This window comes from Actinospineispora spinosispora DSM 44797, assembly GCF_000429025.1.
Lineage (GTDB): Bacteria > Actinomycetota > Actinomycetes > Mycobacteriales > Pseudonocardiaceae > Pseudonocardia > Pseudonocardia spinosispora.
The window spans coordinates 254,750-279,194 of record NZ_AUBB01000020.1 but is presented as its reverse complement, the minus strand read 5'-3'; the positions used below and the strand labels follow the sequence as shown (position 1 = coordinate 279,194).

General features: G+C 67.0%; 1 protein-coding gene (only partly in view). It reads left to right on the top strand.

Annotated elements, in window-relative coordinates; all coding sequences use genetic code 11:
• On the top strand, nucleotides 1–24,445 hold the 3' portion of the coding sequence (locus tag G406_RS45420) for a hypothetical protein (protein WP_156934733.1). It extends 18,683 nt beyond the left edge of the window; the window shows 24,445 of its 43,128 coding nt (coding positions 18,684–43,128); the start codon falls outside the window, past its left edge; it ends in the stop codon at nucleotides 24,443–24,445.

Sequence of the window (24,445 nt, the reverse complement as noted above, 5' to 3'; positions counted from 1 at the left end):
GAACATGTCGGGGATGAGTTCGCAGCAAAGCGGAAGTAATCCGCTGCGGAACTTCCATAAGCGAAACCTGACAGTCAAGGGCTTCATCGTCGACCTGGTGATCGACCCGACTCTCGGTCATTATCCGGCCGGAACGGTCGGGGCCGCCTACCTCAATATGGGAGGCGGCGAACGAATCGCTCACGAAAACAGCACCGTCGAGTCGTCATTCGGGACGAAGTCACGGGTCCCCGGCAGCTCCTTCAACGGCGCCGCTCGACTCTATTTTGACTTCCGGCTAGCTCCACGATACTTCACCCGGGTACTCGACACTCGTCTTCCGAAGACGATCCAGAACGAGATGAAGTCGCTGGCGACGGCGGCTGAAGAACTGCGCACTGCGACTGATGATCAGCGAAGCGCCCTTGCGCGGCGGTATCAAGCTCTACGAGAACAAGCAGACCAGCGCACGCTGACCCAGATCGGCCGAAACACCGGCATCACTGCGCGCCCGAATCTCAAGCGGCGTTGGAAGCTGGTGGACCGGCCACGCGGGGTGGCGACTTCGATGGTCGATTTCCAAGTGATCACCGAGACGAAGCCGCTGACCGAGGTCGCCACCAAGGAAGAGTCGCGGCTGTCCCATGCCATCGCGCAGCTGCCCTCGGTGACAGCGTCGACGGCCATCACGAAGATCAACATTCCGGTGCCCCCCGCGAGGATCTGGCACAAGGGAGTTGCGCCCGACGACATGGTCTTGAGCCTTCCCGATGTCGGATCACTGCACCAGCTCCTGGACCTGGCCGGGAAGCAGTTCTTCGGTGCGGGGGTATGGGACGCCAGGGCGTACACCACGCAGCGCCGCGGCGGACTGATCAAGAAAGAGTTCGGAAAGTCCGCACTGATCTACAACATGTCGAAGATCACGGCTCCGGGTAGCCATCTGGACAGCCGTACATTCATGGTGAACGGGCGACCCGCCTGGGTTGACGCGTCAGCCGAAATAGTGGAGCTGACATACGAGCGCCCGGCTAACGACCAGCTGACACACGCCACCCGAACCGCCGCGACTGGCAGCGGGGAGACTCGGGATATCCGGTGGCACGAAGGGCGTCTGCAACTCGGCGCGCTCGCGTCGACCGCTGCACTGCCGGTCGGTGGATCAGGCGAGTTCGGCCTGGCGGGTCGACGACGTTTCGGTCTGGTTCATGGTTCAGGCAGCGGGGCGACCGCAAACTCCAGAGTCGCGGTCGACCACGAGCGCTACAACGGCTCCATCAAATACACCTTCACCTTCCATCATGGCGATGACTCGTACGCCGTTTCCGGGGTCGTACCGATCACCCTGGGCTTCCGGAAATACTCGGGCATTGACTTCCTGGCGATCCGCGCCGAGCCGGTAACCCTGTTCACGCCACATTATCCCGGCGGAAAACCGGCCATCATCAAGGCTGCGGCCGAGAAGGCGACGCTGACCTCAGCGGTCGAGGCGGGAGCGCACGCGGCCGCGGAGAGTGCGTGGGACTCAGCCGCCAGGGGCTTGACCAAGGCGCAGGCGGCGAGCGTCGGGCATGCGGCAGCGGCACGCGCCTGGACCGCGGCCGTAGAGAATGCCCTGATCAAGGTCGAGGGGTCACCGCCCACGGCGGCGAGCGTGGCGCAGTGGCAACAGGCCGCCACCCCCGCGTGGGACGCGGCCGTCACAGCCACCTGGAACGCGGCAGCGACTGGTGTGACCGGCGCGGACGCCCAGGCCGCCGGGCACGCGGCCGCGACGGCGCTGTGGGCAGATGTCCACCCTCACCGTACTGGGACCGGGCCGGCCACAACGGACGAGGAGCTCTCGGAACAGCTGAGAACTCCTCGGTCGGTGGCGCCTCAGACACCGACGTCTGAGTCAGGCGAGAGTTCCACCCGGCGCACCGGGCTCGGGACGCTGTCCACTATTGCCTCAGCCGACGGTTTGCGCATGATTTCGTCGGAAACAGATTGGGAGGCGCTTTTCGAGCGGATCAGGCAGCTGACGCCGTACAAGTTCGGTGAGCATGTGGCGCCGGGACGGGTGAAGCCGAATGAGATGGATGCCAGCGGGCATGTTCGGCTTAATCCGCTGGGTTTCTCGTTGGGTGAGTTCCCGCGTGCGTGGTTGTTTGAGCGTCCCGGTGCGGTGTGGCATCACATCATGGTTGATGGCGAACCTTATGTGGGCTGTGAGGAGATACTGACCGTAGTGACGGATGGTGAATGGGAGGATTTGCTTAAGTTTGTCCAGGAGAATCATCCTGGTGTGTTGGACTTGCGGCCGGATGTGTTGGCGCAGTATCTGGATGAAGGTTTCGCCAAGAAAGATCTCGATACCAAGGGTCGGACTAAGAGTGCGGAGCAGCGGAAGGCTGCCGTTGAGGCGCTGGTCGCGAGTAATGCTGCTGTCGAGGAGGTTGAGGCGGCGCAGCGTGCTGGTGCGGTGGCTGCCGCTCAGGAGTTCGAGAACCTACGGATTGAGCTGAGAAGTTTGTTGGCGGAGTTGGCCAATCCGCTGACCCGGCTGAAGGTGTATTTCAATGGTCAGGGGCATCCGACGATCGCGGCGTTGTCGGAGGTGCCTGACAGGTTCGAGGGCGGGCCGGTTGAGCGGTTCTCGGGCAGTGTGTTGGATCGGTTGAAGCTGTCTTTGGTGCCGCCGAGCGTGCCTACGGTCACGGTCGAGGGGGAGCTGGCCGGTGAGTTCCGGCTGGTCGACTCCACGTTGGTGATCAACGACAAGTCCGGTCGTTACATGAGTAAGAAGGTTCGGGAGGCCGACACGAAGGATGTGCGGCGCTGGTTGCAGAACACGGTCGACGTGTTCAGCGCGAGTCTGGACGTCGAGGTCAAGTACGAAGTGGTCAAGGCCGATAAACCGGCCAAGCCGGGTAAGGCCGCTCAACAGGACCAGACGGACACAACCGTCGATGAGGCGAGCAACGCGGCCGCGCAGGCAGGCACCGCATCCACCAACCCGCAGCGGCACGAGCGCCCTGGGAAGTTCACCGCAGTGCTCCCGGTGATCGGCGAGGAGTCGGCGACGCAGCTCGAACCGGCCTTCCGCGAGAACACACGTGTCGAGGACGTGGTGCCCGCGCCGACCGCTCCGCGGCTCCCTCAGGAGCGGGCGTTCGAGGGTCCGGACCGGATGGTGGCGCATGGTCAGGTTTCCGCCGCATATCACGTCATGCCGAGCGGGTTGCCGGATAATTTTGTCGTCGACGGTCTGATGGATTCGGTTGGTCCAGAGATGTCGACGGCCGCGGCCGAGGAGATTCGATCGGCATTGCACAGCGAGCTACAGCTGGCGTTCTTGGAACTTCGGTTGCAGTCGCTCACTGTTGAGCCTGGCACGGTGAACCTGAACACGACTCGGGTTAAGGGGACGGTGACATACCGTGCCAAGGCCAGCCGGACACGCTTGAATCCAGACCAGTCGAAGTACGACGCGTTCGAGTTCTTGGACGCCGCGTCGCCGTCGACCACGGTCGGCCAGTACAGCGATGTTCGCCATCGTTGGTTCACCAGCGGTTATTTCCTAGGCCGGTTCACGAGCTGGGCCATGCACTACGGGCCCCGATTCGTTCGGGATCGGTATAAGACCAAGACCCTCGGAGCGAAGGTCCAGGCCGATGCGCGCACCCGGACCAGGGAACCCGCGGTGGGCCTGCTGACCGACTTCGTCGTGACCTTCGACCTTTCGGACGTCACTCATGGTGAGCCGACGGGGAAGCGCAGCCCGCTCAGCGACGAGTTGCATTCTCCTGAAGTGTTGTTGGCGGACGTTCCGGTGGTGGCGCCGCGCGATGAGGTGCCGAGCGAGGTGGTGCCGATCACGCAGCACTACCTGCCTCCGGAGCAGACAGCGCAGACATTGGCGTTGGGCACCGGCGATGTGGTCCTGGACCTCTACCCACTCGATGACAACCGCGCACCCTCCGGCGAAGGGGTTCGTGCGCTGCTCGAGCAGCGCAGCGTCACCGCGTGGGGCCAACGGAAGTTCGGCGATAACTGGCCCAGTGTTAAAGACGAGATCATCGGTCTCCTCGAAATAGAAACACTGCATTCTGAGTTCAAATCGATGACCGGGTCGAAACCGTACGAGGTCAAGCTTTCTGACGGATCGATCATCCGAATTCCCGCGTCGGTACTGGAGCTCACCCACCTGCGCAACATCACGGGTGACGATCTGTGGGCCAGGATCGATTCGATGAATTCGGTCAATGCGGGGAGCGGTCGGGTACATCGGCACCAGATCCGGGGTGGTGTGTCCGGGACGGTGGCTGAATCTCTGGATCTGGGCCTCACCGGCTACGGCGAGTTCAATCACCAGCTTTCGTCGGGAGACCCTTCGTCGTCCACCCATGGGTTCGGGCTGCGGATGGTCATCCCGACAGTGGTGTTCAACGGCCTCGGGCAACTGATGTTCGAGCACGTTCCGGCAGGTTCGATCAGCGACGTCCAGGGCGAACTCGGCTGGGGTGCGGTCGCCGTCGCGGCCTGGGTTGCCGGCGATGAGGCCGCGGGAGCGGCACTGGACAGGGGGGTGCCGCAGGCTCAGGCAGTGCGGCTGGGACGTGAGGCCGCGGAGGATGCTTTTGATGCGGCTGTTGATGTTGTGCAGAGCGTCGGGGGTGCGGCGCTGGATGTTGCGGCGCGGCCCGGGTGGCGTGCGGATGTGTTGGGTGCCTGGGATGCGGGTGTGCAGGCGCACGCGTCCGGAAAGTCGAGCGCCGCGGCGCTGACCGCGTTCGGGGACGCCTGGCGCGCGGCCATGGCGAAGCGGCGGGGAGCCTCGGGCGAGCCACTGGGCGAGGTGTTGGCACACGGTGGCGGCTGGGGCTCGGTCGCGGCGGCGGCGTGGGTTGCCGGGGACGAAGCCGCGGGTGCGGCGCTCGCCGGCGGGGCGTCGAGGGAGCAGGCGGCGCAGCTGGGTCGTGAGGCCGCGGAGGATGCTTTTGATGCGGCTGTTGATGTTGTGCAGAGCGTGGGAGGTGCCTCGCTCGGGGGCGTGGCGCGGCGTGGCTGGCGTGCGGACGTGTTGGGTGCCTGGGATGCGGGTGTGCAGGCGCTCTCGACCGGGGATTCGACCGCCTCGGGGCGCGCAGCGATGGGTGATGCCTGGCGTGCGGCCGTATCGGCGCAACGATTCGGGCTTGCGGTTGTCGGGATCAAGTCGAAGTCGGAGGCCGCCAACTGTCGCGAGGTAGACACAGCGACCACGTGGAACGCGCCGCCGCGGGGTGTCGTGTCCAAGCGGGTACAGGCGCCGAGGTTCCCGGTCGGTGCCACGGTATCGCGGCCGAAGCCGGAATTGTGGCTCGGGCAGGATCGGAAGAGTCCCGGTCTGCCGCCGCACGCAATAGTGCTTGATGTTTTGTTGGGTGAGGACCCGGCACCCGATGCCCTCGGGCAAGCGCACTACTGGGACGAGACCGAGGCGCTCGGCCAGCAGGTCTACGGGGAAGACTGGACCGTGATGCGCACCACGGTGCAGCATACCTGGGGGCCGCTCAGCATCGGCGCATCGTTGCCGGATATGACCAGGGGTTCGGTTCTCAAGACCCCGGTGCTGCGCAAGATCGACCTCCGGAATACGCCGATGGATGACGTCGCGCAGTGGGACACGGTGCTGCCTACCAGGAAGGGGATCTGGGCGACGATCAAGGTGCTCTGGGTTCTGATCAAATCGGACACCAAAGCCATTTTCAGCGGTAAGCAGGGTGCTAACCAGGCCACCGGCACAATGCAGCTTCAGCGGGTCCAGTACGTGCGGGACCTACCCAAGGCGCAGATCCACCTGGTCAACGGTGTGAACTCAGGTGCATCTGATTCGATGTTGCGCGGGTTCTTGGCGCAGGCGCGGCCGAACCTCGGCTCGGAGGGGACGATCGAAGGGCCGATCCCGAACGCCAAGTCCGGCCTGGGTGACCTGTCCGGCACTGTCGTGGTGAACGAGCGTTCCGGTCACGGCGCGTCCGATGCCACCAACTCCATTGCGTTCATCAAATACGAAGAACCCATGGCGCTGTTCCTCGTAGAGGGTGAGCTCGCTCGCCAGTTCAATTCCTCGGCTGCGAGTCAGTCCGCGACCCGCACCCTCCGAGCACTGGTCGCGGTGCCGAAATCCTCACTGGAGGAGTACCTGGTGCCGGAGGGCCAGGCCGGGGAACAGACCTTCGAGCTCCTCGGCCCCGCGGTCGAGGACAGCGTGGCGACGGCGCCGCAACAGCGCAGCAGTGCCGACGGGCTCGATGGTTCGACCGGCCAGGGTGATGGTGACATCGAGCTGGTGTCGATCCCAGCGGGGGTTCCGGCGTTGGAGTTCGAGCCTCCGCCCTGGTTGACCGAACGTCGAGAGCTGGGTCCCGAGGATGTCGTGCTGCCATTGGATGACCCGGACTTCATGGTCAAGCTGTTGCGCTGGGAACTTGCCGACAAGCCGAAGGCCGTATTCGCCGGACGCTGGTCGGACATCGAGAATCAGGTGGTCGCCTCCTACGGTGGCATGTCGCTGACACCGCGGTTGGCGATCTTGACCGCCGGCTCTTCGATGACGGTGACGCTCCGCCTGGGGCTGACCTGGGTGACGGTCGAGGTCGCCTCGGCGGAAGCCACGATGACCGAGTATCTGAAGACGAAGCAGGTCGAATTCGATACCGGTGCAGATGTGTTCTACCGCACCAGCGAACACAGTCTGGGTTGGCGGGAAACACGTACCCGGGTAGCAATCGCGGGGGGCGGAGATAACACCCAAATAGGTATCTCCGCTTCAGGCCTAGGTATCGCGGGGACCGATCACGCCTCCTCGGTCAACGATAGGAGCAGTTCCACAGGCCACCTCACCTCGTCCAAGGCAAAGAAGATCGAGCCGGGATCATTTTACAAGGGTGCAGTCACCACGACGGTGCACATCACGACCCGGACGTTGCTGTCGATGATGGTTCCCGCCCTGATCTCCCGGATCATCCCGATCGGCAGAGGCCAGGTTGACGTCCGTGGCGCCACTGCCACCGGTCAATTCGTCTTCGCCACCCGTAATCTGCCGGTGCACCCGAAGCCGGACACCAGACATGAGCCCGGCGCGATCTACGCGGTTCCTCCGTGGGTCGTGGAGAACGGCAGGCTCGGTGAGAGCGATGTGGTGGTGGGAGTGTGGCGACGCCCGGTTGCCGCCGCCCGGCAGACACTCACGACGACCTCGCAACCGGCGCACCCGCGACTGACGGCAACGGTTCGTGATCTGGACGCGGTGGGCACGTGGCTGTTCGGTTCGGCCTGGCACAAGAAATCGGCTCGGTTGACCGCCAAGCTGGGCACGGACCTGCCCTGGCATCTCAAGGAGCTCCAGGCGGGAGCAGCACTCGAGATCAAGTTGGGCAACGGCGACTGGGTCAGGGTCAAGGCCGTCCTCGACGATATGCGCCATCAGGCGAACGTCAAGGACGTCGAGTTCACCAACATGACCGGCGTGACCTATCAGCACAATGGCACCGACCCCCGACGCAACTTCCAGAAACGGCTGCTGGCGGTATACGGGGTCCTGATCAACATGCTCATTGACCCCACACTCGGAGTCAAGCCGGCCGGGTTGTTAAGGCTTTTCTATGAATATAAGCGCGGTATCGAGACGATCGGCAAGAGCACTTCCGCGGTAGAGACGGGTATCGGTACGAAGTCGCGGGTGCCCGGGAGCATGTTTGAGGGCGATTTCCACCTCCAATTTGACTTCCACCGGCGTACCCGGCTCTTCCCTCGGGTGCTGGACGTGCCCGGACTGGCGAGCAATCTGACGAAACTGGTGGCCGGCGAGAAGGCTGCAGCAGTCGAGAACGGCCCGCGATACCGCCGTGGGCTGATCGGTCCGGAGCGGGCACTCGCGGTCGAGCCGTACGATTTCCACGTTGTCGTCGAGACTCGGCAGCTGACCAAGGTTCCCACCACGGAGCTGTCCAGCCTGTCCCACGCGAGGGAGCAAGCTGCCTCGGCGGCGGCAGCGTCCGCTACCGGACTGGTGTCGTTCTTGGGACGGGACGTTCCGCTCCTGGTACCGCCGAGCAGCGTTTTCACTGACGGTATCGCCGCCGACGTTCTTATTTTGGGCCTTCCTGATATTGATTCGCTGCACCAACTTCTGGACCACGAAGGGGAGCGGTTCTTCGGCAGCGGTGCGTGGTCGAAGAAGGTGTACCACGGGTGGCGCCGCGGCGGTTTGATCAAGAACGATTTCCGCGACGGCTCATTGCGGACCGGAATGCCGGAAATGACCCGGCCGGGCGGTCACCTGGACAGCACCACGTTCACAATAATGGGTCGAACCGCGGGGGTCGAGATATCGGCCCAGGTGGAGAGCCTGACCTACGAGCAGCCCACGACGGCGATGCCTCAACCCAGGGACCAGCTGACGGTCGCCGGTAAGCGGACGAACACGGTCGAGGATCGGACCCGCGTCGTCCGGCAGCACGAGGCACAGGCTCGCGGTGGCACGGTCGCGTCGACACTGGTCCTGCCGATCGGTGGGGCCGGTGAATACGGCAAACGCCGCCGTGACCGTAGCGGGCCGGTGCTAGGACAGGGCAGTTCGATCACCGCGAACTCTCGGGTGTGGATCGACCACGACCGCTATCAAGCAATGATCAAGTACACCGTGACGTTCCGTCGCGGTGGCACCGCACACACGGCCCACGTCGTGCTGCCTGCCACCCTCGGCTTCCGTAAATACCCAGGGCAGACGCGACCGTCCGTGATGGCTCCGGCGAACACTCGATTCACCCCGAGTGCGCCAGGAGGGGAACACACGCCACTGTCCCCGGGGCAGTGGACGAAGGAGAGCGGCTGGCGGGCGATTGCATTCGCCGCGTTGGCCGCCGGTGACGACGCCGCCGGTGCGGCCGTCGAGGACGGTCTGTCCCGCGCGGAGGGGGCAGCGGTCGGACGTGCGGCGGTGGAGCGGGCGTTCGACTCGGCGGTGAGATTCCTGCCGGCTGTCGGGTTGGCGGGTGCGGCCGCGGAAGGAGCCCGGTACACCGAGGGCCAGCTGACCAGCTGGCGTGGCGCGGTGCTGAGCGTCTGGGATGCCGGGATCCTGGCCGGTCAGGATCCACGGTCGCCGAGGACTCTCGAGCTGGCGTTCGCGGCGGCCTGGCGCAACGCCTCGGCGATATCGCGGCGTGAGGTCGGAGCCGACCCGATTGCGGACTTGGCCGGCACGGCTGGGCAGGACCTGGCGGGCCCGTCCGGTGCAGCGCAGCCCGCGGCGTTGCTGGCTGACGGGGAGGCGGGGCTGGGCGCGGTCGTACTGGCCGCGTGGGTCGCCGGCGACGCCGCGATCGAGAGCGAACGGGACAACACCGATCCGCGTGTGCGGGAGGGCGCGGGGCGCGAGGCAGTGGCACAGGCGTTCGACGCGCTGCTTGTGCATGCGCAGCTCGGCGGTTCGGATAGCGCGCCACTGACTGATGAACGCGCGACCGAATGGCGTCACGCTGTCCTGACCGCGTGGGACGCGCACCGGATAGCGCATCAGAGCGCAGGCTCTGATGCGCTATCCACGATCGCCGCCGAGTGGCGGGCTGCGGTGGCTCAGCTACACAGCTCGAAAGAGAACGCCACGACCAGCGCTCAGGACACAGAGCCGGACTCTGCCAACACCAATCCGACCCAGCCTGCGACTTCAATGGCGGCGAGTTCGAGTTCGTCCGCGTATCCCTCTGGATCACGGGACGACTCGGGGGTGAACGACGGAAGCATTTCTGAGCGGTTGGTTGCGGAGGTCCAAGCGGGTCTTGCTCGGAAGTGGGAGGAGGTTCCTGGGCGGTCGTGGTCGGGTTCGATGCCGTTCGGCGAGTACGAGGTCGCTGATGAGCTGCATCGGCTGGCGCTGGACAGGGCGGATGTTTCGGGTGCCCCGCTGGATGAGTTGGCTGGGCTTGTCATCAGCGGAATCTGGGATCGTGATCAGGATGCGATGAGGTCGGTAGCTCCGGTCGTCGAGCCTGGGCTCGGTGATTCGTCGGAGTCGATCGCGGCGCCTGGTCAGGTGCTTGACGAGGACATGCGGGCTCACATGGGGATACCGCTAGCTGAGCACGGTGTGTCTGTGACGCGGGCGCGGAAGGAGTCGGTGTGGCAGACCTATCGGCGGCGGTGGCATGCGCGTCTTCCGTCGCCGACGACGCAGCGGCAGCGGGCGGCTCAGGCGGTGGCCATCGGGGTGCTGGGCAATCTGTCGACCGTCGGCCGGCGGCTCGGTGGCGGTGTGGGGCTCGAGATGGAGACCACGGTCGTGTTGAGCGACGGCGAAGTCAGCGCCCGAGGCAGGCACACCACGGTCGTCAGTGATCGCGATCCTATGCATCGCCACGTCGCTGAGGCGCAGCTTGGGCCGATAGGTTCGTTGCGGGGGGAGCAGCATTTCGCGTCGCCGTCGGAGGCGTGGGAAGAGGGCCGGACGGTGGTGTCCAGCCTCACCGGGGCGCTTCATGGCCAGAGGTTTGGGAACGTACTGCGCGGCGTCGGTATGGACGTCCAACAGGGTGCGAACGTCAGCGTGAGCCCCTCTGCCCAAAACGCCATCTCCGGGCAGTTGACCGTGGATGCCTCGGTGTTCGCGTTGTGGAATATCTACCAGCATGTCCAGTTCGACCCGGAAGCAGAGGGAGTTCTGGGGTTCTCGGTCGCGGCTCACGAGAGGGCGCTGCTGTTCGGGGCATCGGTGGCTGAGCGTTTCGTCAACACGGTGTCCGGTCCGGGTGATGGGACGCGGGTGCGGATGGCGGTGACGGCTGATCGGGAAGCTTTGGCCGGATATGGGGCCCTGGTCTACGCACACGGTGTGACGGGCGCGCTGGGATGGGGCACGGGTTCTGGTTTGGCGAAGAACGGTGTCCAGGTGTTGTCGCGGAATCCGGTGGCGGCGTGGTTCGACAAGCTGCCCGCAAGGGTCCGCGGTTTTCTCAGCGGTCATGCCGCGGAGCTGAACCGCGAGTTCGAGCAAGCGGTGCGTGAGGACCATCAGGATTTCATCGCCGAGCACGGCCTGGGCGCCGATCTGCTCGGTCGTGTGATGCGGCGGAAGTCCGTGGAAAATCAGGTCGCCGTTGAGTACACGGTGCGTGAGTGGCTCGACCAGGCTTGGTCTGGTGCCGGTGGCAACGCGCCGATTGAGATGGACGCGGTCGTCGGGACGATGAAGTCGAAATTCTTGTCTTTGAAGGACTCGCAGGGCCGTCGGTCGGCGCTGCCGACTGGTCAGCTCGAGATGCGGTATTTCGATGTTGATCGTGGCGACGCTGGCGGGTTGGTGGCGATGCAGCGGCGCCAGCAGCACTGGAGTGATCGCACGCGTGAGTTCGACGAGTATGCGTGGGGGTTGATGGCGGCCTCTCGGGCTAATGAGCTCGGTCTCGATGCCGTCCCGCAATTGCCGGTGTCGTTGGTGGTGGAGCCGGCGGTGTTCGTGGGCGACCAGGTCGGCACCGCCGAGAACTTCGACCCGGTCACGGTGACCTTCGGCGGACGTGGCAGGACGATGGCCGCGCTGCCGGACACGGTGCGGCGCGACGTGGAGCGGCGCTTGGATGTGTCGGTTCCACAGATCCTCACCGAGGCTCAACGGGTTGTCGAGGGTGGTGGTCGAGGGGTGCGGGTTGTCGTCACCGGTGGCGGCGCGGGCACCTTCCGCAACAGCGAGAACCGAGGACGAGACCGGGCGCAGGTGCTAGCTGATGAGTTGGTCCGCAGGCTGGACAGGCTGAAACGACCGGGCGTTGTGGTCGAGGTTGTGATCCGGGCCAGGCCGTCGGACTCGGGTGGGGGAGTCGCGGGTGAAGACCGCGAGGTAGATCTTCGGCTCGAGGCGCTGGTCGCTCGGGACGTGGACGTAGCGGCCGTGCGGGCGAAACGGGCGATCGACGACCGTGTCACGTTGGAGAGAGTGCTCGAGCCTTTCGTCGCTGGGCGAGTGGAGCAGGCCCACCCCCAGCGGGAGCAGGTGCCGTGGGGCGGACTGGAGGTCCGTTCGGCTCTGGATCGGCTGTTGGCTGATGGAGTGACTTTGCGCGAGCGATCGACGGCGGAGTGGGCTGATGCCGTCACCGAGGACATCCTCGCGGCTGACCGTTTCGCCGCTGCCTGGTCGGGGGCGGTTGGCGCGGTGCCCTTGGTGTCGCCGGGGCCGTCAGGATTGCGAGCGGTATCGGCCGCTGATCTGGTGGAGTCGGCGTTGCAGACGCTTCGACGTCGCGCGGCGGACGCTCTGCCTGATGTTGTGCCTGTGGACGATGGTGGGTGGCCGATCGGCTCGCCGGTGCTGGTGGGGTGGCTGCGCGAGCTGGCCCAGGAGGTCATGAGACACAGGCAGGCACGGGCCCAGCGCCCGGACGGGGATGTGCGGGTCGGTAGTCATGAAGTGTTGCGCATTCTGGGTGAGATGCGAGTGGGTGCGGACGTGGATGGGGCGCCGGTTCCACCCCTGGGCGATCTCGCTCGGGGGCTGGTGCGCTGGATCGGTGCGCAGCGTCACCGAGGGTTCGACATCGTGGGGGCGTCGGGCTCGCGGCCGGTCACGGTGGAGCTCGATGACGTGGTCACTGCGTTCGCCGATGTACCCGGCCTCAGTCATAGCTCGATCCCCGGGCATGAGGCGATATGGGCGCACCAGGCGTATCTGCAGTGGGCGGGTGCACATCCCGATGGCCGGCCTCGCGTCCGCTCTGCGCAGGCCTCTGAGGCCGTGCGGTTGTGGCTGACCGGGGATACCGCCGAGGCACGTGGTGGGGCAGCGCGTCCCGGAGGCTTGGGCCCGCAGGGGCCGGGCGAAGGCTCGCGCGCTGCCGGCGAGAGCTCGTCGCGCGACGCCGACCAGCATGGCACCGAGTCTGAGCAACCGAGGGCGCTGTCGGAGCTGACGACGGCCGAGCAGACGACTGCTCAACGCATGGCGGACCAGGAAGCATCGTCGACAGGCCCTGCCCGGCCGTTCACGTCCGCTGAACAGCGGGATCAGGCCACTGGGGACACTCGGGACTACAGCATCGAGTCCACGTCCGAGCCGGTCGAGTCGGACGCGTCGCTCTCCGGGGTGGAGGGTGTCGATCCTGGTGAGCTGTTCGGTGGGCAGCGCGAGGATACGACCCTGCGGCCTGTCGTTGGGGAGGAGGTCGAGCGGGTCGCTCCGATGCTCGCGGACCAGGAAGGTGAGCCGCCCTCGGCCGCCGGTTCACGGACGCCGATTGTGCCGGGCGGCCGTATGGCGTTCTTGGACGAGCCGCGACGTGCCGGCCCCACCGCACCGATCCAGTCAGCCGCACCGATCCAGCCGGACCCGCTGGCTGTGCCAGCGGCGGGTACACGTCAGGCGGTGGCACCCGGGGTCCGGCCGGCTGTGGGGGCGCTCGGGATCAGTGCCGGGTCCGAGGCTGCCGAGGAGTCGTTCGTTGGGGTGGCGGCCTCCGAACCTGGTGAGCTGTTCACGGGCCAGACCGCCGCATCGCCCGGTCCGGCCGAGCAGTTGGCGGCATCGGCATCGGCATCGGCATCAGCATCGGCATCGGCATCGGTGTCCGAGCCGCTGGGGATGGGCAGCACTGTGCCGACGGTCGCCGAGGTGGTGCCGCCTGCTGAGGGCGCGCCGGTCGGCGTCGGGCCGGACCGGGCGCTGAACGCGCTGGGTCACGTGCTCGAACCGGCATATGACGTCGGCCCGATTGACCCCGGTACCGTGCTGGTCGCCGTCGCCGGCCGGGCGACCGCCGTCGCCAGCACGGGTCCGCTCACCGTGTACGTGTCCGACCAGGAGCAGCGGCGGTTCGGCGATCACCGGGACGCGGTGCGCGCGTTCCCCGACGCCGCGACCTTCGAGTCCCAGGGAGCATGGGAGGCTGCCGCTCGGCCGGGCGGCAGCCTGATCAGCATGACGGCTCCGCAGCTCGCGGTGCTGGGAAACCAGATGCGGGTGCGGCCGGACGACACTCTGCTGCCGAGCGCCGCGCAGGTGGTCGAGGCGATGCGGCAGTTGTGGAACGCTGCCTGGCAGGCTGGCGCGCACAGCGACGAGTTCAACACGCTGGACGTGGCGTATCCCGGGGGCGGGTTCGTGCTGCCCCCCTGGGCCGGCGAAATCGCGATGTCCGGTTCTGAGCTGCGGCCAGGGATCGGCGGCGAGGTGTCCCCGGCCGACCGGGTGGTGAACTTCTTCCACCTCGACGTGCCGTTGGCCGGTTTGCGGGAGTTCCTGGGGCGCACGAACCTGGGGCAGTTCGAGCCTGCCCTGCGGGTGATCGATGCGGCGCTGGTCGTGTCTGACACGGTCCGTGACTTCATGGTGAAGCGCGACGATGCGTCGCTGACGTCGGGTTGGCGCGCGGTGTTCGACGCGGTGTTCGAGGTCGCGGTATCCCGGGGCTACGTCGCGTCGCTGTTCATCTATGCGGCCGCGCCGATCCTGGCCCGTAACCAGCGGGCCTTGGGCGGGGCGTACGGGAACTTCGTCGCGATCGAGGTGGGCGAATCGCTGGACCAGATCCGCGGTGGGATGCTGCCCCGTGGCGCCCGGGACTTCCTCGCCGAACACCGGGGCACGCTGGTGACGGTGTTCGCCGACGCGTTGGGCCAGCTGCTGGAACCGGCCGGCCACGCGGCTACCGAGGCAGCCGAGAATCGGGATGATCCCGAACTGGCGGCGTCGCACAGCGGCGCGCCGATGCCGTGGGGTGATCAACCGGTGTTCGCACCGCGGGAGGATGGGGCCGGTTCCGCCGCTGAGCGGGCCGAGGAACTCGCGCAGCTGGCGGACACCGAGAACGGGCTGCGCGTCGTGGCCGCGATGTTTGATGACAGGGGCCAGTTCGCGCTCGGCAACGCGTTCGCCTCGACCGCTCGCACCGTGGGCCGGGAGTATCGCGACCTGCTGGCCGCCGCCGCGCTCACCACGCCCCTGGCCGACGACGCGTACACGGTGGCCGACCTGTTGGATGCCGGGCTGGCTGGTGTGGGCGGGGTCAACCAGTACTCGGTGGTGGACACCGCGCTGCGGTTCCCGGGCAAGGACGCCGATTCCGAGCCGGACCCGGGGCAGGTGCCCGTGCGGATGCGGCACCTGGCCGCGCCGACCTGGGAAGCGCTCAGCACTACGGTCCAGGGTGTTGTCGGTGAGGCATTGCACAGCAATGACGTGGCCGCAAGCACGGTCCGGTCGCCGGGGCAGAACTTGTCGGGCGCTGTCGAGACGATTTACCGTCACCCGACGGCATGGGCCATGGCACCGGTGCTGTCCGTCCTGATCGAGGCCGGTGTTCACGCCGTACCGGTGGCACAGGCGGGAACCCGGCTGGCCCGACTCGCCCTGACCGGGCGCGCGGACGCGGACGCCGTGGCGGCGCTGTACAAGGTGTGGCGGGCTGCCCGCGAGCATTCGTCGGCCGCCGAGGTACTGGCCAATGCGCGGCAGGAAATCGACGCCCTGGCCCGCTCGATCGGGCTCGAACCCGAGCAGCACGACGACGAGCAGCACGACGAACTCCACGAGGACGAACAGCAGCAGGAGGACGGACAGCACAACGAGCGGCGGGAGCAGCACGATCGTGGCGGACTGGACGACAGCGAGCCGCGAGACAGCGGGAAGGACGAGAGCGAGCGGGACGACGATGGCACCGATCTGGCACCGGTCCACCGGACCCAGCTCGACGACACCCCCGTGGACGACCTGACCGCACCGACGGTCGAGCCGGTTGCGCCGCCCGCCGCGGCGACGCTTCGGTCGGGGACGCCCGAGACCGAGTCACCGGTCAAGACGCCGACACCCGAGGTCATGAGGGTGGCACCGGTGGTAGGGGCCGGTTCCGAGGCGCCCGAGGAGTCGTTCGCCCGGGTGGCGGCCACCGAACCCGGTGCGCCGTTCGCCGGCCAGAGTGCCGCATCTCCCAACCCGTTCACCCAGGTGGCCGCCGCCGATGTGTTCCAAGGCCAGCGTGTCGACACACCTCAGCCGCTTCTGGAGCCCGCCACCGCGCCGGGCGTCACGAGCGATGTCGAGCCGGTCATCGCTGACACCGAGCCGGCGGACCCCGAGCTCTCGACCGATCCGTCGTCGACCCTCGGCACCCCGAGGCCGACGGTGGCGGCCGGTGCAGACGTGTGGCCGAGGGCGTTTCTCGACCAGCCGCGCGGCGCCGCCGCGACCGTAGACCAGCCTCCCGCTGCCGGCGACCACGAGCGGCCGCTGGAGCCGTCCTTGGTCGCGGTGACCGCACCGGCCGTCGAGGCTCTCGAACTTCCGGTGACAATCCAATCTCCGGTGACGACCGACTCCGCGGACGGCGCACTCACCCGCGGCGCCGAGAACACCGAGACCGGCACTATCGAGACCGGCGCGCAGGCGCTGGTATCTCAGTGGCGGTCGGCGGTCGTAGCGTTTGCCCCGGGCAGCAAGCAGCTCGATGGTGTGGCGCGGTCGGTGCTGGAGCGTTTCGCCGACCGGATGGTGTCCGAGGTGCGCGAGGGGCATGCGGCCGGCCGATACACCGTCGAGTCGCCGCTGGTGTTTGAGGTGGAGGGCGGCGGCAATGGCGGACTGCTCAGCGCCGGGCCGGAGAAGGTCGGCGCGCTGCGCGCCCAGGCTGCAGCGGATCGGCTGCGGGAACTGCTCACCTCCAGACTCGCGGCGCACGCTGTTCCGGGACAGGTAGTCGCGTTCCATGTCACGTCGCGGGGGAAGGCGGCGCCGACCCTGCCGGCGGGGCAGTCGATGGAGCAGTGGCGGCGGCAGGTGTTCGTGTGGCCGCGGGATGAGGATCACTCACAGCGCGCCACGACGTCGTGGGGAACCGAGGTTGGCCGGGCTGAACTGGAGGTCGCAGACCCGGCCGGGCGGGACGACGAGGCGCGCCGGGAGCCGGTTGCCGTTGGTGGCCTCCGGCAACCGGCGAGCGTCGCGGGGGCGCCGATCGAGGCGAACACCGAGGCCCCGGGGGTGCGGCGGTGGCTGGTGTCGGAGTTGTTGGACTCGGCATCCGAGGTCGTTGCGGTGTCCGGGCCGCTGGATGAGCGGGCGCATGCCAGTGAGCTGCGTCGGGTGCGCTTCGGGGATGCCACCTTCGGGGTGTACAGGCCGGCGGCGGGTGAGCATCGTGATCGTGGTCAGGTGCGGGGTGAAGCCGCGATTCGGGAGGCGGCCGCGTTCGCGCTGGATGAGTTGCTCGGATTGGGGTTGGTACCGCCGACCGTGCTGTGGGAGGGGCCGAACGGCCTCGGTTCGCTGCAGCGCTGGGTTGAGCCGACTGAAGTCGGTCGGGCCGTCGACGAGTATTCCCTGGCGGACCGCGAAAGCATGGCGGTGTTGGACTATCTGTTGGCCAATGAGGATCGGAGTTGGGCGAACTATCTGACCGATGCCTCGGGTCGGGTGGTGGCCATCGACCACGGTGCTGGTTTCCCATCCCGCCCGGAGCGGGATATTCGTTCCGGGTTCGTCATGGACCGGTTGGGTCGTCCCTTCAGCCCGGGCATGGGGGCGGCACTGGGACAGGTCACTCAGGAGCGGCTGGAGCAGCGGCTCACCGATCTGGGTATGGATCCTGGCGCCGTCGCGGGTGTCCTCACACGGTTCGCCGAGCTGCGCGGACAGGGCATGATCGACGGTTCGGCGTGGCCGTTGGGGATTATCGGCCCTCGACAACCGGGCCAGACGGTGCAGTGGTGGGACGCACTGCCGGCATCGCCGTCGGATATCGAGGACGAAGCTTCGGTGGCTAGCGGGGGTGGCTTCGGCGGCGAGTTGGACGTTCTCGCCGGCGAGACCGCGTCGAGTGGGCCGCAGCGTGGAAGCTACGAGCAGGTGCCCGAGGTGCAGGTTCCGGAGATCAGGTTCTCCTCGGTGGGCGAGCTGGACCTGTCCGACGCCTCGATGCTGAAAGATCCGGATCTGCCGGACGTGACGGTGACCCAGCCCGAGGAGGCTGCCCCGGTGCCCCCGGCGCCGGACCTGGCGAGGGTCGTGAACGCCCTGCTCGAGGTCGGTGGGACCTGGACGGAGGCAAAGGCGGCCTACCTCGCCCGAGGGCATCTCGATGTCATGCGGAAGCTGGTGCGGTATCGGCAGGAGTACGTGGACCGCTTGCTGGCTGAAGTGCTCGCCGAGTTCCCGGGAGTTACCGCACGGGCGGTGGGCAGCACCGATCTGGGGTCTGACTACGACGTGACGGTGAGCGGGCCGGGAGACACGGAGGTGGTGGCGGAGTTCAACCGCCGGTTCCGGGAGGACGAGGGGTGGGGTCGGGAGTCCGGCACGGTGCTGGACACCAATGTCTACGTGCCGTCGCACGTGCCCGGCCTGCCGTTGGGAGCGGTGTCCGCCGCCGGTCGCCGGCAGGTGGCACGTGATCAGGACATCGCGGCGTTGACCAAGGTGCGCCGGTACCTGTCGCGGCCGGGCTGGGACGCGTTCGTGGCCCAGCTGCTGGAGTTGATCCCGGCGGACGGCCCGGCCAGGGCGGAGGCGGGACGGCGGTTCGCCGACGCGGACGCGTCGTACGAGAAGGCCGAGCGCGAGGCGCGGCAGCGGTTGGACGATCGGCGGTTGACCGGTGCACCACCCGGGTCCCGCCGAGGCTCACTGGAGATGCCGCCGACGGAGTCGGTACAGCATCCCGAGCAGCGGGGCCGTTCGCTGCTGCCGGGTGGCACCCGTTCGCGACGGGCCTCGCCCGGCCCGGCCGCGGCGAGCCGGGACGGATCGCTGGCGCCGAATCCGTTGGCCGGCCGGCGCGGTTCGGACGAGAGTGACCTGTTCGCGGCCGGGGGTGACCACGACGACGCCGAGCAGGATGAGTTGTTGGCGGCACGCAGCCAGCTCTATGTGGAGCACATGCGACAGGAGCGGGACGCGGAGACGAAGTACCACCTGCTTCGGCGCCCGAGTGACCCGATGCCGATGGCGCGCACGCTGGACCGGCTCGCCATCGAGGCCCAGCACCTGGCCGGCGAGGGGCTGCAGCATGCATCGGAGGCGTACCACTCCGTCGGGGCGCTGCTGGACGTGGTGGAGAACCAGCAGGGTGGGGCGGGCCTGCGGCTGTCGGCGGCGCAGCTGCTGCAGTCGATGAACGAGCAGTTCGGGGATCTGCTCAAAGACCTGGACCACTATGGCACCGAGGACACCGGGCGCGGCGCCGGCCAGGCGTATCTGCAGTCGGCGAAGTACTTGGGCCGATTGATGCGGGCGGCCGGCGGGCTGCTCGCGCTGACCCGCCCGGCGGACATCCCTTCGGGCGCGCCAGACCCCCGGTTGCCCGAGACGGTCCGGACCTCGTGGCAGCTGCTGGACCAGTTGGCCGCGTCGGACCTGATGAAGCTGCGTCGCAAGGGTCAGCCGTACGACCAGCTCCGGGGCGGCGAGCGCGCCGACCGGGCTTGGGCGGAGGCCACCAAGATCCTGCCTGAGCAGCAGCGCCCGCTGGTGGCTTTCCGCCGGTTGGTGACCACGTTCGTCGCCACGGTGAACGCGGTGACCCGGCCGGTCACGCAGGACTCTGTGGACCTGACGTTCTCCGCCGAGGTCGCATCGGGGGTCCGCGCGCCCTCGGGCGCGGCGGGCCCGAAGTTCGAGCAGGGGCGGGTCGCGCAACGGCTGCGGCGTGGGCTGGAGCGGGCGAACGTGTCGTTGTCGTTGGACGAGTTGCGGCGGCGGGTGGCCGGTGGCGCTGTCGGGCAGGGCGACTGTCTGGCGCAGTTGGGGCACATGCTGGATGCGGTCCATGAGGGTGGGGTGTGGGCGGATCGGACGCGCGACGACTCGGCGCTGGGTACGGGGCAGTTGCTCGAGTCGGTGCCGGACGAGTGGTGGACCTCGGTGCGGGATTGGCAGGCGGTGCGGGAGGAGTTGGCGCGTCGGGGTGCGGGTTGGTCGGTGGCGACGGTGCACGAGTGGCGAGGCAAGGCCGGGCATGCGGTGTTGCTGCACCACGTCAACGACGAGCAGGCGGGCGCGACCGCGGCTGAGGCGGTGTGGGCGGCACGGCCGAAGGACGGCGGCGGCGCCCGGCATCTGGTGCGACCTCAGGAGCTGACGCCGGGTGTCCGGATTCGGGCGTTGTTGATCAGTGATCGGGGTCAGATCGTGCGGTGGCCCGACGCCGGCGCGGGTGGGTCCTTGGTGTCGGCGTTGACGGATCCGACGGGCGGGCCGATTGAGGGATTGGGGCTGGAGCAGGAGATCAAGCATCGGGTGTGGCTGTCGCAAGAACAGGCGCAGCGGTTGTTCGCCCCGGACCCGCAGCGGCCCGACGAGCCCGGTGACCCTTACAGCGCGGTACTGGTCCAGTGGGCCGGGCTGGTCGAGATCCAGCTGGACTGGGCCACCACCTACGCCATCGACCTCGGCGACGGCCAGGGCCTGCGCTACTACGAAACCCCTGCCGAGGCGCAGGCAGCGGCCGGCATCCCCCAGCAGGGGCGCCGGTACAAGGGCCTGTCGCAATGGCGGGCGGACGGCTCCCCGACGGGCGCGGTGATCGCGGCGAAGGTGCTGATCACCGAGATCGTGGGTCACCATTGGCGGGAGGTACCGGGGGAGGAGAACCTGCCGTCCATGGCGGAGGTGCTCGCCGCGATCGCGGTGGTCCGGCGGCGGCTGTGGAGCGCCGGGCGGGACAGCACCGGGTCCACCCAGGTCGAGGAACTGTTCCATGAGCCGCACTGGAAGATCGGTGAGGCCGGGGTCGGCGCGGTGATCTTCGGCTCGGAGAAGGATGAGCCCGACGAGCGGGCCAGCTACACGCAGTTCACCGCAGGCGTCACGCTCAGCGGACTGTCCGAGTTCCTGTCGGAACTGGCCGAGCTGCCCGTGGACAACATCGCCCGGGAATCCCTGGACTTCGGGCTGTCACTGGCCGATCAACTCGTCGAGTCCTACATCGCCGGGCAACTCGGCGCCTACCCCGGACCGTTGGCCCGCGAGTTCGCCGAGCGTTTCGAGGAGGTCGTTCAACTACACGGCTATCTGACCCACGCATACACCCATGCGGCCGCACCGGTCTATTACGAGCGGGCCGCGGCTCCGGCGCTCACGAAGAACTATCTGCTCGGCGCCTCGAGGATCTCGTTCCATAGGATTCGGGCAGAGCTTCCGAAAGCTGTCCGGGATTTCCTGGAGGATCACGAAGAACAGCTCAGGTCAGCAATCGTGGCTGTGCTGCACAATTCGGTCCAGCCGGACGGCGAGGTGCCCGGACCGGCGAACTCGGTGCTCGGCATCACGCTGAAGCATGCTGAGCACCGCAAGACGGTCGACGATTTTCTGGACACCGTCCTGCTGTCGCCGGAGACGCTGGCGGCGCGCGGCAAGGAACCGGTCACCATCACCGAGCTCCTCGGTATGCGGCCGGAATACGACAAGCTGGACACCAACGGTGGGCTGGTCGCGTTCGCGCTGCTGTTGGTGGAGCTGCGCGACGGTCTCCGTGGCGCCGTCCCGATGGAGCTGCTGCAGCAATACGCGGCGCGAACCGGTGGCTTGACCCGGGTGGGCTATGCGCGCGCCGGGTCCGTGCTGGTGGCCGACCCGGACCTGAAAACCGCGCTGGGAGCCATCAGAGCCGACCCCACGATCGCCGCGCTGGAGCCGTTGCTGTCCCACTTCGTGAACTTGGAGGCGGACGCCAACCTGCGCACGGCCGTGACCGAGGAACTCGCGCGCCTGGCACTGCTCGGTGAGGTGACGAGCGAGACAGTGCAGGCGGTGGACACGCTGCTGCGCACCACACTCGCGGCACTACACCGGCTCGGGCCCGGGGTGGCCGGCATGACCGTGCCAGCTCTGGTGCGCGCGGCAGAGCTGGTGACCACCCAGCTGCAGCAGCGGCTCGAAGTGGCCTCAGTGCCGCTCGATGTACCGCGCCCGTCGGTGACCGATGACCGCGAGCGAGTCAACGCCCAGCTACGTCGCGGACACGTGCGTAGCGCGGTGTCGCTCTCGCCCAGGGAGCTCATACAACTGATTCGTGCGCTACGGCGATCGGATGGTGTGAGTAGGAACTGTTTGGCGCTGTTGCGCGACGTGGCCTCGGAGATCTACCCGGACGGTCTGTGGTCTGGCGGTTCCTCCGACGACGCGGTGTTGAATGCTGGCGGCGTGCTCGGTGACGTTGTGCGGGGGGCATCGTGGGTGAGGGTCGCGGATTGGGATTCGATCGAGCGAGCATTGCTTGCGGCCGGTGTTGGAGCATCGGCGCTGGCAGTGGTGGAGCAGCCGTACGGTGACGGTCATGCGGTAGTGCTGCACCATGCCACGGACGGGAACGTGTGGGCGCTGCAGCCGCAGGCGACGCGGCTGGAGGATGCTGTTGTCCGAGTGGATGCATTGCCGCCCGGGGTGACTATTCGCGCGTTTTTGGTGGACTCGGCGGGTGGCGGGCTCAATCGGCACCCTCAAGGGCCGGTGCCCGGTAAGGCTGCGTCGGGGATGGAAGTTCGACTGGCTTCGCAGGCAGAGTCAACGTCGAAGGTGGCGTCACTAATCGACCCGACGATCAAGGTCTACGGCAAGATGGGCCCTGAGCAGGAGTTGAAGCACCGGGTGGAGTTGACGCCCGAGCAAGCCGCGAACTTGGTCGAGACGTACGGAGCGGTTCTCGTCGAGTCGAAGTACGTCGAGATTGTCCTCGAATCGCAGTCCGCATGGGCCGTCGACATGGATGACGGGAAGGGCCTGCGCCACTTCGAAACGGCGGACGCCGCATTGTGGGCATCAGGGGTCTCTCTGGAACAGCGCCGACGGTTCCCCAACCTGGAGAGCTGGGAAGAAGCCGGAAAGCCGGCGAGAGCCGTAGTCGCGGTGACTATCCTCGGCGTTGAGCTCGTAGGCAAGCCGTGGGCCGTGTTGGCCAGCGAACTCGGGACCGCGCCTTCGTCGGAGTCGGTACTCGACGAGATCCAAGAGATCAGGCGACGGCTGTGGAATGCGGGCCGGGACAGCACCGAGTTCACACTGCTCGAGGAGTTGTTCCCGCAGCCGGACTACGACGTGACGTGGGCGCGGGGCGCCAAAATCTTTGGTTCCGAAGAGTTCAAGCCTGGTCATCGCCGCAGCTATACCCAGCTCACCGTCGGGGTAGCTCTCGCGGGCCTGCATGGGTTTCTGCTCGACCTGCTCCGGCTCAAGAAGAACACCGATCAAGAGAAATTACTGGGGCACGGCCTGAGCTTTTCCAATGAGATAGCGAACAAGTATATCGACACAGCCTTGGGGGGTTCTCAAAATGTGTCGGCACGGGCCTTGCTGCGAGGAACGCCCGACGTGGAATCGTTGCGAGGTTACCTGGCCCTGGCCTATGTCCATGCCGCCGCGGCGATCATGTTCGAACGCCAACCGCGTCGCGTCAACCTCGTAAAGAACTGGACGGTGGTTGCCTCGAGAGTGTCATTCTCGACGATTCAAGAAATAGTTCCTCCGAAAGTTATGGAATTCCTGGAAGATAATCGAGATTATCTGCGCGGAGAGTTCGAGCAGTCGATCGACGCGATCATTCCGAAACTCGGCCGGGATGATCCAAGTGCGCTAAACACGAAATTACTCTGCGCAGGGTACAAGAAGACCGTCGGCCAGTTCATCGATACCGTCCTGCGCAGGACCGAGGTGCTCGAGAGGCTCGGTCAGGAGCCGGTCACGATCACTGAGATCATCGGGATGACGCCGTTGTACGACGAGCTGGACACGAACGGCGGATCGCTCATCTTTGCCCTCATTTTGCTCGAGCTCCGCGATGTCGAACAGGGTGAGGTGCCGAACGCTCGATTGCGGCGGATCGTCGGCCAGATCACGGAGTGGGTCAAGGCTGCGTACGCGAACGCTGAGTCGGTCAGCCGGCTCGACGGCGATCTCGCAACCTTGCTGCGGACGATTACGAGCGACAGGAAGGTCCAACAGGTGCTGCCGTTGTTGGATCTGGTTTCGAGCCTGGACCCGATGCAGGTCGAGCTGCTCGACCGTGTCGGCGAGCGATTGGCGCGATTGGCCCTCGTCGGTGAGGCCGACCACGTCTCCGTGCGGACGATCACGGAGTTGCGGGACGCGGCGACCGCGGCGCTCCTGGACGGCCGGGCGCAGCCGGGCGCGGTGGTCGAGGTCATGCAGGCCGCCGAGACAGCCATCAAGGCGCTGCAACAGGACCTCCTACTCACGGCGCGGGTCAACAGCGGGTTGCGTCGGCGACCGGTGCAGCGCGGCGACGCCCAAGCGCAGCGGCCCGATGTGTCATTGGGCGAAGTGCTCGACGCGCGGGACAACCTGACGCGGAGCGGTGCACTGCCCGCCGGTGATCCGGACGCTGAGGTCAGCGAGATAATCCGCGAGCTAGTGGGTGGCGGGAGTCGTGCCACCATTGTTGTTCCCAGCCTACCGGATGCGCGTGGGGCGGCCCTGACAGAAATCGCGGAAGAAGACGAGTAG